Below are 11,272 nucleotides of genomic sequence, written 5' to 3' on the forward strand. Positions count from 1 at the left end.
ACAACGTCATTGCGCGGATCGCGGAGGGGATGGGTCAGTGCGGGGTGCCGCCCGCGGCCAGGTAGGTGTCGATAGCCTGTTGCAGGCGGTCCAGGGCCGCGCCGTAGGCGGTGAAGTCGCCGGTGCGTTGCGCCTCGCGCAGGTTGGCCAGGGCGTCGTTGAGTTCGAGGACCGCGGCGGTCAGCTGGTCCGATGCCGCCGGCGGCAGGGCGGGCGGGGCGCCCGGTGGGGGCGGCGCCGGCGGTTGCCCGCCGGTAGGTGGTGGCGTGGTGGCATCGCCGCCGGGTGCGGTGGCAACGGCGCCGGTGCCGGTGCCGAAGACCTGGTCGAGGGCCTCGGCGAGGGTGGGGGCGTACCCGATCCGCACCCCACCGGTGCCGGGTTCGCGGTAGCTGACCAGGACCCGGGCCAGCTGCGGGAACGTGGAACTGTTGGGCGTGCTGGTCAAACGTTCGGTGAACACCGGTTCGACATAGAGGATGCCGCCGTCGGCGATCGGCAGGGTCAGCAGGTTGGCGTAGTAGATCCGGTTGGACCGCTCGAGCAGGGTGCGCTCGGAGGCGACGCGGGTGTCGGAGATCATCGAGTTCTGGGTCTGCCGCGGGCCCTGGGTCTGGGTGTCCGTCGGCAACCGCAGAATGTCGATCCTGCCGTAGCTCTCGGGGTCGGAGTGCACCGAGAGGTAGGCGGAGAGGAATTCGCGGTTGAAGCCGACCATGGCGCTGGTGAGCCGGAAGGACGGGGCCGCGGTACCGGCGTCGCCGACCAGAACGTAGTACGGCGGCTGCTCCCCACCGGTGTCGGCGGTCGGATCGCTGGGCACCGACCAGAACGCGTTGGTGGTGAAAAACTCCCGCGGATCATCGACGTGGTACTTCGCCAGCAGGTCCCGCTGCAGGCGGAACAAATCCTCGGGGTAGCGGAAGTGCGCGCGCAGCTCGGTCGGGATCGCCGTCGGCGGCTGCACGGTGCCGGGGAACACGCTCATCCACGCCCGCAGGACCGGGTCGTTCTCGTCGACCTGGTAGAGGGTGACGGTGCCGTCGTAGGCGTCGACGGTAGCCTTCACCGAATTCCGCACATAGGACACCTCCTCGCGGGCCAGGGTTCGGCCGGCGTCGTTCACGACCGGCTCAGCGAGTGAACCGACCTGCGAGTACGGGTAGTGCGCGGCGGTGGTGTAGCCGTCGACGATCCACACGATCCTGCCGCCGACCACCGCCGGATACGGGTTGGAGTCGGTGGTCAGCCACGGGGCGACGTGTTCAACCCGGGCGGCCGGGTCCCGGTTGAAGATGATCTTCGACTCGGACCCGATGGCGCCGGAGAACAAGATGTTTCGCTCGCCGTACCGGGCGGCGAACGCCAACCGGTTGACCCAACTGCCCACCGGCACCCCACCGGTGCCCGTATAGGTGTACTGGGCGGTGTCGGTGTCGTACTCGCGCGGCGGCGCACCCTCCGGGCCTCCGACGATGGCGTAGTCCGGGTCCGCCTGCGCGATCACCTCACCGAAGTAGATGCGCGGTTGCTCGACCGGGATCACCTGGTTCCCGCCCACCTGGGAGGCGATATCGCTGACCGCATAGATCGGATACCCGCTGTCACTGCTCGCGCTCTGCCCGGCGACATCGCGGACGGCGGCGTTGACCCTATTGGCGGGAGCGGCGATGAACCCGTTGCCGTGGGTGTAAACGGTGTGCCGGTTGATCCACTGGGTCTGGTTGCCGCTGAGGCTGTTCGGGGAGAGCTCGCGGGCCGCGACGATGTAGTCGGTGAGTTGTCCGTCGATGGTGTAGCGGTCGATGTTGAGGTGCTCGGGAAAGCCGTAGAAGTTCTTCAACTGTTGCTGCTGGGTGAAGGTGCGCGAGAGCACGGTCGGGTCCAGCAGGCGGGCGTTGGCGATCGTGGTGACGTCGGCGGGAATGTCCCGGGGCGACCGGGTGCCCACCCCGGGGTAGTCGAGGTAGTCGACCCGGTCCGGGCCGATTCCGTAGGCCTGCCGGGTCGCGGCGATGTTGCGTTCGATGTAGGGACTCTCCCGGTCGGCGGCATTCGGGCGGACCGAGAACTGCTCGATCAGCGCCGGATAGATTCCGCCGACCAGGATCGCCGAGAGCACCAGCAGTGCCGTGGCCATCGCCGGGATCCGCAGGTCCCGCACCGCGATCGCGGCGAAGAACGCCGCCGCGCACAGCACCGCGATCGCGACCATGATCAACCGGGCCGGCAGCACCGCGTTGATGTCGGTGTACCCGGCGCCGGTGAAAGTCGGTTCCTTCCGGCCGCTCCACAACAAGGAGTACCGGTCGAGCCAGTAGGACGCCGCCTTCAGCGCGATGAACGTGCCCGCGAACACCGCAAGCTGGATGCGCGCCGGCCGGGACACCTCGATGACGTGGTCCTTGCTCGGTGCCAGCCGGATGCCGCCGAACAGGTAGTGGGTTCCCAGGCCAAGAAACAACGCCAGGAACACCGCGATGAACAACCACGCCAGGATCAGCCGGTAGAACGGCAGATCGAAGACGTAGAAGCCGATGTCGTACCCGAACTCCGCGTCCACGATGCCAAACGCGCCGCCGTGCAAGAACAGTTGCACCGTCTCCCAACTCGCCTGCGCGTGCAGCCCGAACGGCAACGCCAGCAGCAATGCGATCCCCACCGTAAACGACCGCGGCCGGCGCGTCACCGCCTCCCGGTACCGCTCGACCGGATCCTTCGGCGTGTTCGCGCCCGAGGCCGCGAACAGTGGGCGGGACCGGTACGCCCACACCACGGCCGCGAAGATCACCGCACCCACCAGCAGCCCCACCGCCGTGAACAGGATCAGGCGGGTGACCAGGACCGTCCCCCACACGCGACGGTAACCAACCTCACCGAACCACAGCCAATCGGTATACCCCACGACCAGACGCGGCCCGATCACCAGCAACGCAATGAGCGCCACCGTCACCATGATCATGACCCGGGCCCGCCGCGGCAGCGCCCGCATCCGGTCGGACGGTCGCATGGCCACCTCCCACGGGTCGGCTCACGAGCAGCCCCGCCGCGGACCACCTCGCCCGATCCAGCGAAGGCGTTCGTATCACCCCATTCTATTTCTATGCGGCGCCGGGCTCATCCTCGCCGGCGCGCACTCGGCATCGGATTGGGCGAAGTGGACCCGCGAGTGGAGCACCGCCGGGTTCGCGGGCGCGGCTCGTCGCCGGTTCCTCCTCGGCCGGTGACACACTGCTCCTCCGAGTCATCGCGGTGACCGTGATCGACAGAACCGTGGAAACGACCGTCAAGGGCACCCTGCCACTCGCCGGCCGAAACACGCCGTCCATGCGCATCAGCTGGCTGCAGCGAGAGCGTCGATGCAGGGAGGCCGTTCGCCGGCTGAGGTGATGGCCCGTGCAGCGATTCGCGTGGTGCAGGATTCCCCGAAGGTCGTCGAAGCCAATCGTCAGCAGACGCTGCCGATCGGTTCTACCGGTCAGCAGGCCGCGGTCGGTCAGGGCGTCCAGCCCAGCCACCAAGACGTCCCCCAACTCGGCGGGTCGGCCACACCTCAACCACCAATCCTGCCTACTACGCGCCCTCCCACACGCGGACAGTCGGAGCGCCATGCCCAGCGGACTAGAACCATTCCGCAGTCGTTGTCGACAAGCCCAGCCGCCGCGCCGTGGTGAGCGCGATCAGTGTCCGTAGCGGTAACGGCAGGCAGCAATGCGGATCTGATCATCGACAATTTTACAGACCAGCCGGTGCTCATCGGTGATACGCCGGGACCAGTAGCCCTGAAAACCGTGCTTGAGGGGCTCGGGCTTGCCGATTCCGTCGTTCCCGTTGCGTTCGACCTCCTTGAGTAGTGTGTCGATCCGCTTGACGATCTTCCGATCCTGCGCCTGCCACCAGACGTAGTCCTCCCACGCAGACTCGTCCCAGACAAGTTTCATTCAGCCAGATCCCGGACAGTTCCCCCGCCGGACTCCAACCGATCGATCGACGCCAACAGCCGGCGGGCGTTCTCCGGACTCCTGAGCAAGTATGCCGTTTCCTTCAACGACTCATAGTCGTCGAGCGAAACCATCACCACCGGCTCGTGACCCGCCCGCGTGATGACGATTTCTTCCCGGTCATCGACGACGGCGTTGAGGACCTCGGCGTACCGCGCGCGAGACTCCGAGTAGGTCATGGTTCGCATGAGCACACCTCCGTTATTACGTACAAGAAATTGTACGCAACCCGACATACTTCCGCAGTCCAAGGGGACGACCGGTGTTCGCCGACGACTTCGACGACACGGTTCAGCTTCGCGTCCTGCGCCGAGGCAAAAGCAGCCGGTGCGGCGCCGATCTACCAAGGCGAGCCCGGCTACTCGACGAAACTCGACCGGGACAAGGACGGTATCGCCTGCGACAAGTGATGCGGCGTCAAAATCGCGCGACGTCGTGCCGTGGTCGACGGTGCGGGTCACAGGGGGCACAGGGTTTGCCGGGTCCGGTTCCAGAACGGAAACAGCTCGGGGCTGCCGGCGTCCGGGTGTTGCCGTTGCGCCTGCTCGACGAATTCGAGGACCGTCTTTCCGGTGGTGTGCGAGAGTGCGCAGGCGTCCAGACTCAGCTTCGCCGACGCCACGAACCCGATCCGCTCGGCGTACGGGCCCAGGACCCCGGAATCGACGAACGGAGCGAGGCCTGGCCCCCACCGGTTGAAGGCGGACTGCAACCCGAAATCACAGGGCTGCCCAAAGAGTTCACTGCACGTCGTCGGCCGGCCGTGGACCATGACCGCGGTATCGGGCAGCGGGCGCGGCGGCTCGGGCGAGTCCGGCCGCGACGCGACCGCCCACACCACCAGCACCGCGGCGCCGACCACCAGGCACACCAGCACCGCCTTCAGGACCTGCTTCATCGCTCACTCACCTCGTCACACACCTTCATTGCACCACTCCTGCCCTGCGGCCGACCCGAAAAACCGGTGGACGGCAACGAGAAAGCCGGAACGCGAGCGCTGTCGTGGGTCATCGGCGGGGTATATGCGTAGATCCACCTCATAGAGGCCGCTACAACCGTGCGCGGCCGGCCACCTCAGATGCGAGGCCCCGCCACCGGTCCGCACCGGCGGGGGTCAGTTCCGCTTCCGCGGCGCCCGTTCGAGACTGTTGAGCTCATCGAGAACCCGGTCTACGGCGGTGGTCGGGATCCGTAAGTCTGTGCCCTCCGAGACCCGGAGGCGGTCGCGGACGTAGGCGAGCATGGCGAGCTCACGCTCGACGTCGGCTACGTTTCGCTCGCTCACGGCCTTAGTGGTCTGATTCGTTAGTTCGTCGGGGGTTGTTGCCAGGCGGTGGGGTCGGCGAGGTAGAGCCCGCAGGCGCAGTCGAGTGCGTCCTCGGGGGTGCCGGCGAAGGCGCCGCTGGGCAGGATCGAGTCCTGGTACTTGCCGGTGCTGGCGAGGTGGATCGCGAATCCCCACGAGCGGGCCGATCCTCCGTAACGCAGCCGCATCAGCGGTAGGACGGTGCCGTCCGGCAGTGTCGCGTCGACGTAGGCGAAGGATCCTCGAAATCGGGCGTCGACGTCACGCAGTTGCGGCCAGCGGGCGCGGGCATGGTCGAACAACCGAAGGCGCAGCGAGTTCTTCGTCGATTCCGGTGGTGTCGGCACAGGGTTCATCGTGCCCGATGACACCCGTGTCGGTCACCAACCTCGGGGGTGTCGCACGCGAAGGTTGGGGCATGTGTGATGAATGTGACCTGATGGTGCTGCTGTGGTGATGGTCAGTCCGTTCCAGGTCGCGTTGGACGACGTCGACCGCGTCGAGCTCGAACGGCGGGTGCGGGCGGGCAACACCCCGCAGAAGGTGGTGCTGCGCGCGGTGATCGTGTTGCTGGCCGCCGACGGCGCCTCGAACGCGGCCATCGCCGACGAACTCGGCATCTGCGTCGATACCGCCCGCAAGTGGCGGGCCCGATTCTGCGCCAAGGGCATCAAGGCACTGGTCGACGCGCCCCGCTCGGGGCGCCCACCGGTGTACACCCCCACGGACGTGGCCCGAGTCAAGGCGTGGGCGTGCGAGTTGCCGGCCGAACACCAGCTGCCCCTGTCTCGGTGGAGCGCCCCGGAACTGGCCCGCCAGCTACTGACCGACGGGATCGGCGCCTCGGTGTCGACGGTCCGCCGCTGGCTCGCCCAGGACGCCCTCAAACCCTGGCAGTACCAGTCGTGGATCTTCATCCGGGATCCACGGTTCGAGGCCAAGGCGGCGGTGGTGTTGGACCTTTACGCCCGCAGGTACGACGGCATCGCGCTGGGCGCGGACGAGTACGTGATCTCCGCGGACGAAAAACCCTCCATCCAGGCCCGCCGCCGCTGCCATCCCACCCAGCCGGCCGGTAAGGGACGTCCGATGCGCGTCAATCACGACTACCGCCGCGGTGGGGCGTTGGCGTATCTGGCGGCCTACGACGTCCACCATGCCCGAGTGTTCGGTCGATGCGAACAGTCCACCGGCATAGTGCCGTTCACCGACCTGGTCGATCAGGTCATGACCTGCGAGCCCTACGCCTCTGCGGAGCGGGTGTTTTGGATCGTCGACAACGGATCCTCGCACCGGGGCCGGGCCGCGAGGTATCCGAACGCGGTGATGGTGCACACCCCGGTGCACGCGTCGTGGCTCAATCAGGTCGAGATCTTCTTCTCCATAGTCCAACGCAAAGCGCTCTCGCCCAACGATTTCGAAGAACTCGATGCTGTCGAACGGCGCCTGCTCGCCTTCGAGGAACGGTACAACGCCACCTCCGTGCCGTTCAAGTGGCGGTACACCACCACCGACCTGCACCGACACCTCGAACGACTCGACCTCCACGACCGAACCCTGCAAGCGGCATGACCCCCGACGAATTAACGAATCAGACCACTTAGCATCCCACCCCAGCGGAGTGCGAGTAGGAACTATGCCTCCCGCGTGGCGCCGAGCAGAACGCCGACAACGCAGCGCGGACCACCACTCCGCCCTTGCGGGACATGGCGCCACTCCAGTCGACACCCATTGCATATCGAGCGAATGACACCAAGTATCGGGCGGGCGGCGCACACCCTTAGACGATCCGCCCAGGCCGGGGGCCAGCTCGACCAGTGTCGCAAGGGACGGGATCGCGGGGAGAGTGCCACCCTCTCCCCGGGCGGTCAGTGACCCGTCCACACCGCGCTAGTGGACGAGGCCACCGCTCATGTCCACCGCGTCGAAGCCGTTCTCCACCAGCAGGTTCGCAGCCCCGGCCGAGCGAATTCCGCCGGTACAGAAGGTGATGAGCAGACGGTCGTCGGGGAACTCCAGGCAGCGGTCGAGCAGTTCCTCGAGTGGCGCGTGCACGGCGCCGGGGATGTGTACCCGGTTCCACTCGAACTGGCGGCGGACATCGACAACGAGGGCACCGTGTTCGACGAGGCGGACCGCCTCCGCGGCGCTGATCGCCGGCGGTCGGCGCAGATAATGCCTGAGACTCATGCGCTGCGCGCCTCCTGCCGCAGGTTGACCATCGTGAGAGGGCCGCTGAGCACGGGCACGAGCGCACCAATGCGGGTCCGGGTCGGCAGGCCGCGACCGAGCAGTGCCGTGACGGCGACGGACAGGTAGAGCGCACCGTGGATCGGGCCGAGGACACCGGCGACCGCGGCGTCGTGCACGGTGCCGAGGTTGGCCAGCAACCCCAGGACGCTGACGGTCTCGAGTGCCGAGAGCACGGCCAGCGTGCGCAGCAACCCGGTCATACGTAGCTCGATCCGGGTCGCACGATCATTAGCACGACGACGACCACCCACAACAGGTTGAACAGGCCGGTCACCATGCCGAGGCGCCGGAGTTGGATTCCGTCGTCGGGTGTGGTGAGCGCCCGTTGTTGGAGCGGGGCGATTTGCAGGGCGAGCAGTCCACCGGCGATCGCGGTGAGCACCATCGCGACCACAACCCAGACCTCGCTCGTGCGGCCTTGCACGGTGGCGAGGAGAAGGCCGACGACCGGGACCGCGATCGCCAGGACGCCGTAGAGGCGGGTGATCCGGTGCAGCACCCGGGCGGTGTTGATGTTCCGCTCGATCTGCTGCGCACCGCACACTGTGGCGGTCACCGGTGCGTGTCGGGGGAACAGGCTGGTGGCCACCGCGACCGGGCCCACGAAGAGGATGCCCGCCACGACGTGGAGGGTGAGCAACAACGATTCCATGACCTTCAGCCTAACTGAAGGTTGGCGGGTGAGGTGTCAGTCAGTCGCCGACATCACCCGCACCATGTGCGCCCGCAGCGCCTCGGTCAGCTCGGGATGCTGCGCGGCGAACTCGTCATCGAGACGGGCCACTACCTCGGCCGCGCGAGCCAGCAGTGATTCGCCCTCCGCCGTGATCCGCAGGGTCGAGGCGGCCCCGGCGTGCGCGGTCGAGTCGTCGACCAACCCGGACTCGACGAACGCCGCGACCGCCGTGTGAGCGCTCTGCACGGTGATGCGGGAACGCCGAGCGAGCTCACTGAACGAGATGCCCGGCGTCCCGCGGATGTGCCCCAACAGCCCGTACTTGCGGGTAGTCAACCCGAGCGGCTTCAAACCGTCGGTGAATGCCGCCTCCCACACCCGGCTCACCGTGAGCAGCGTGACCGTAGGACTGAAAGGCGGAGGCTGCGACATGGGCAGCAGGCTACCCACACCGCACCACCACAGCTCAATTTGTGGGCGAACCGTCGATTCCCCCCTCAGAGTTCACGCCGAGAGAAGCCGAAGTCCACCCCGGCCCTGACCAGCCTCGCCGGTGCCGGCGAAGACCCGACACCGGCACCGCTGACGCGGACAACCGCCACCGCACGGCGCCGAAGATCATCGTCCCGCAGGCTCATAGCCTCCCTGGCAGGATGGCCACACTTTGGAACAGGGCAATGTTGCGACTCACGCGACCGGCGTCGCTACCTGAGCATCACGGAAGGCTCGCTCAAGCTCGGCCGAAATCCGCCGCGGGACAACACCTCGTGACCCTCGCTGATCGCCCACTCACGAATCTCCTTCGGCGACGTCTTCACCGGAGCCTCACTCCCCACTTCCCTCGTCACCGAGACCCATTTTGACCCAGTTGTGCAGGGTCGCCTCGGAAATCCCGAAGTCTTTCGCGATCCCGAAGCCGTTCCCCGAAGAGTTTCCGCCGCGACGTGGTCGCCGCAAGCGAGAAGACCCGCTGAGCCAGTGCAGCCCCCTTCGATCACTTGCCATCGTGCAATCTATCCGGTGGGGATTTCGCAAAGTTGCGACGTTAAAGATGCTTCGGTAATTGAGTGAGAACTGATCATAAGGAAAGTCCGGTATGGTCGAGGAAGCTCTGACACAGGTCGTAGCTCGAGCCGACTCGGGTCAGCCCGGACTCGGTCGCCACGCGGACCTCGTCGAGGGTATCGGGGCACAGGTTGGCCAGTTCGGTGGATTTCATGTTGCCCCAGACCTGTTCGATCGGGTTGAGCTCAGGAGCATAGGCAGGGAGGCGTTCGACGTGGAGCCAGTCGCGTTGGGTGGCCAGCCACGCGGTCATCGCGCGGGACCGGTGGGCCATGAGCCCGTCCCAGATCACGATGACCTTCTTGCCGGCGAAATGGGTGCGTAATTCGGTGAGAAACTCGATGAGCTTGTCGGTGTTGTAGGCGCCGTCGGTCATGGAGAACACGAACGCGCTGCGACTGCGGTCGTGTCGATAGGCCAGGACCCCGGCCATGGACATGCGTTTCCAGGAGAATCGATGATGCAGAACCGGTGTCACGCCTTTCGGCGCCCAGGTTGCTCGGACCACCGGGAGCAGCGACACACCGCTTTCGTCCTGGAAGCAGATCCATGCACCTTGGCGCCGCGCAATTTTTTTAGGCTCTCTTGTCATGAATGTGGATGGGTTGCCGTGTGATACGGGAGGGTGAGGGTGACGGGTCCGCAGGCGAGCAGGATCAACGCGAGAGCATTCTCGGCGGTGTGGAATCCGTAGGCCCGGCGGATAATCAGCCTCACCTTGTTATTCAGTCCCTCATGGCGTCCGTTCGCGAGGCCTCGTTCGACCGCGGCGGTGATGCCGTCGAGGTGCTTTCGGATGGTGCGTCCGAGTTTGACGAACTGCGGGATCCGGCAGCGCTGCGCCCAGGCACACCATCGGGCGAGCATCTCGAGCACCACCTCGTCGTCGAGATCGCCGGCGAAGACCGCGCGCAACGCCTCCTTGAGTTCGTAGGCCCGGACCAGTGCGCCGCCCTGCCGTTTGAGCGCTTTCAGTGTCGAAGCCTGCTTGGCGGACAGGCTTTCGGGATTCTTCAAAAGCGCCCACCGCGCACCTCGATAGGTCTTGGCGATCTGCTTGTCCGAGAGACTGCGGGCGTGCTGCCACACCTGGCGACGCACGTCGTCGAGGGCGTCGGTGGCGAGTTTGACGACATGGAACGGGTCGAAACAGATCGTCGCCTGCGGGGCATGCTCACGCACCGCCTTGACGTAGGCCGGTCCGAGGTCCATCGACACCGCCTCGATCCGCTCCGCGGCCCCCGCGGGCAGGGTGTCGGTGAAGAAGGTGCCGAGCGCGGCGGCGTGCTTGCCCTCGGTGCCCCAAACGATCTTGCCGGTCTCGTGGTCGGACACCAGCGTCAGATACTTGTGGTGGCGGCGCCACGAAATCTCGTCCACCCCGATCTCGACCAGATTCGTGAATCGGTCGGGGTCGAGTTTGTCGGCGACGACCCGGCCGCAGATCGCGCCGACGGTGCGCCAGGTGACCCGGCAGAACACCGACACGGTGGACTTGTCGGTCTTGGTGGCCAGCCACACCGCCAGGTCCTCGAAGTCGCGAGTGAACCCGGATCCGGGTCGGGCGAAGTCCACCGCCTCGACCAGCACCCCGTGCTCGGGGCATCGCAGTCGCCGGCGGCGCATCGTGAGCACACAGACGCGTCCACCCAGGTCGAGGTGCCGCCACGATGAGTCCACCTCGCGGGTGTCGTAGCGATGAAGGGTTGAATAGTCGCAGTGCGGGCACCGCATCCGGCGGCGGTGGGGGCGCACCGCCACCCGCACCCGATCGTCGGCGATCTCGACGTCGCGGACGGTGGCCTGCGGTAGGCACAGCAGCCTGTTGAGTAGGGTTGAAGCGCGCACGGGTCATCTCCGATGGTGACGGATGTGTAGGAGCTTTCGACCCTACGGGCGGCCCGTGCGCCCACCCCCACACCACCTGCCCTTATCACATGCAGGGCCATCCACATTCATGGCAGAAGAGCC

At 66.5% G+C, this 11,272-nt stretch carries 14 protein-coding genes; 2 read left to right on the plus strand and 12 right to left on the minus strand.

All coding sequences use genetic code 11. The features are described from left to right. Window positions 1-34: 34 nt before the first annotated feature. From ACNJ7E_RS02930 to ACNJ7E_RS02940, 3 genes are all read right to left on the minus strand, one after another. Window positions 35-3,010 (minus strand): UPF0182 family protein, encoded by a 2,976-nt coding sequence (locus tag ACNJ7E_RS02930; RefSeq protein WP_418339090.1) that lies wholly within the window; start codon window positions 3,008-3,010, stop codon window positions 35-37. A 670-nt stretch (window positions 3,011-3,680) separates the two neighbouring features. After that, on the minus strand, window positions 3,681-3,941 hold the full coding sequence (locus ACNJ7E_RS02935; RefSeq protein WP_418339092.1) for a Txe/YoeB family addiction module toxin: 261 nt from the start codon (window positions 3,939-3,941) through the stop codon (window positions 3,681-3,683). Then, window positions 3,938-4,189, minus strand: coding sequence for a type II toxin-antitoxin system Phd/YefM family antitoxin (locus ACNJ7E_RS02940; RefSeq protein WP_005569061.1), 252 nt, complete (start codon window positions 4,187-4,189; stop codon window positions 3,938-3,940). Before ACNJ7E_RS02940 ends, ACNJ7E_RS02935 begins: the two co-directional genes overlap by 4 nt. Here ACNJ7E_RS02940 and ACNJ7E_RS02945 point away from each other — a divergent pair. Next, complete coding sequence (locus ACNJ7E_RS02945; RefSeq protein ID WP_418339094.1) at window positions 4,088-4,411, plus strand: excalibur calcium-binding domain-containing protein; 324 nt, start codon at window positions 4,088-4,090, stop codon at window positions 4,409-4,411. The genes ACNJ7E_RS02940 and ACNJ7E_RS02945 overlap by 102 nt on opposite strands. A gap of 47 nt (window positions 4,412-4,458) precedes the next feature. On the opposite strand, the gene ACNJ7E_RS02950 is transcribed toward ACNJ7E_RS02945, so the two are convergent. From ACNJ7E_RS02950 to ACNJ7E_RS02960, 3 genes are all read right to left on the minus strand, one after another. Continuing rightward, on the minus strand, window positions 4,459-4,899 hold the full coding sequence (locus ACNJ7E_RS02950) for a hypothetical protein (RefSeq protein WP_418339095.1): 441 nt from the start codon (window positions 4,897-4,899) through the stop codon (window positions 4,459-4,461). Between the two features lie 216 nt (window positions 4,900-5,115). Further along, the gene (locus ACNJ7E_RS02955) at window positions 5,116-5,286 is read right to left on the minus strand and encodes a hypothetical protein (protein ID WP_005563647.1); all 171 of its coding nucleotides are present in this window, start codon (window positions 5,284-5,286) and stop codon (window positions 5,116-5,118) included. Between the two features lie 20 nt (window positions 5,287-5,306). Next, complete coding sequence (locus tag ACNJ7E_RS02960; RefSeq protein WP_244163500.1) at window positions 5,307-5,654, minus strand: hypothetical protein; 348 nt, start codon at window positions 5,652-5,654, stop codon at window positions 5,307-5,309. A 109-nt stretch (window positions 5,655-5,763) separates the two neighbouring features. Between ACNJ7E_RS02960 and ACNJ7E_RS02965 the strand changes: the two genes are divergently transcribed. Then, entirely contained in the window at window positions 5,764-6,879 is a 1,116-nt protein-coding gene (locus ACNJ7E_RS02965; RefSeq protein ID WP_418339102.1) for an IS630 family transposase, read from the plus strand. Between the two features lie 318 nt (window positions 6,880-7,197). On the opposite strand, the gene ACNJ7E_RS02970 is transcribed toward ACNJ7E_RS02965, so the two are convergent. The 6 genes from ACNJ7E_RS02970 to ACNJ7E_RS02995 form a co-directional block, all read right to left on the minus strand. Continuing rightward, window positions 7,198-7,497, minus strand: coding sequence for a rhodanese-like domain-containing protein (locus ACNJ7E_RS02970; protein ID WP_164065323.1), 300 nt, complete (start codon window positions 7,495-7,497; stop codon window positions 7,198-7,200). Beyond that, window positions 7,494-7,760: a hypothetical protein gene (locus tag ACNJ7E_RS02975; RefSeq protein WP_164065322.1), complete on the minus strand. Its 267-nt coding sequence runs from the start codon at window positions 7,758-7,760 to the stop codon at window positions 7,494-7,496. The genes ACNJ7E_RS02970 and ACNJ7E_RS02975 overlap by 4 nt, the downstream gene beginning before the upstream one ends. Beyond that, window positions 7,757-8,212 carry a hypothetical protein gene (locus ACNJ7E_RS02980; RefSeq protein ID WP_418339098.1) on the minus strand — a complete coding sequence of 152 codons (456 nt, stop codon included), beginning with the start codon at window positions 8,210-8,212 and terminating at the stop codon, window positions 7,757-7,759. The genes ACNJ7E_RS02975 and ACNJ7E_RS02980 overlap by 4 nt, the downstream gene beginning before the upstream one ends. A gap of 36 nt (window positions 8,213-8,248) precedes the next feature. Beyond that, on the minus strand, window positions 8,249-8,668 hold the full coding sequence (locus tag ACNJ7E_RS02985; RefSeq protein WP_061696956.1) for a MarR family winged helix-turn-helix transcriptional regulator: 420 nt from the start codon (window positions 8,666-8,668) through the stop codon (window positions 8,249-8,251). 646 nt (window positions 8,669-9,314) lie between these two features. After that, window positions 9,315-9,893: an IS630 family transposase gene (locus ACNJ7E_RS02990; RefSeq protein ID WP_418339100.1), complete on the minus strand. Its 579-nt coding sequence runs from the start codon at window positions 9,891-9,893 to the stop codon at window positions 9,315-9,317. Further along, window positions 9,890-11,149 carry an ISL3 family transposase gene (locus ACNJ7E_RS02995; protein ID WP_418339027.1) on the minus strand — a complete coding sequence of 420 codons (1,260 nt, stop codon included), beginning with the start codon at window positions 11,147-11,149 and terminating at the stop codon, window positions 9,890-9,892. The genes ACNJ7E_RS02990 and ACNJ7E_RS02995 overlap by 4 nt, the downstream gene beginning before the upstream one ends. Window positions 11,150-11,272 lie beyond the last annotated feature (123 nt).

Source organism: Rhodococcus mengyinensis (assembly GCF_048381435.1).
GTDB classification, from domain to species: Bacteria; Actinomycetota; Actinomycetes; order Mycobacteriales; family Mycobacteriaceae; genus Rhodococcus_F; species Rhodococcus_F opacus_D.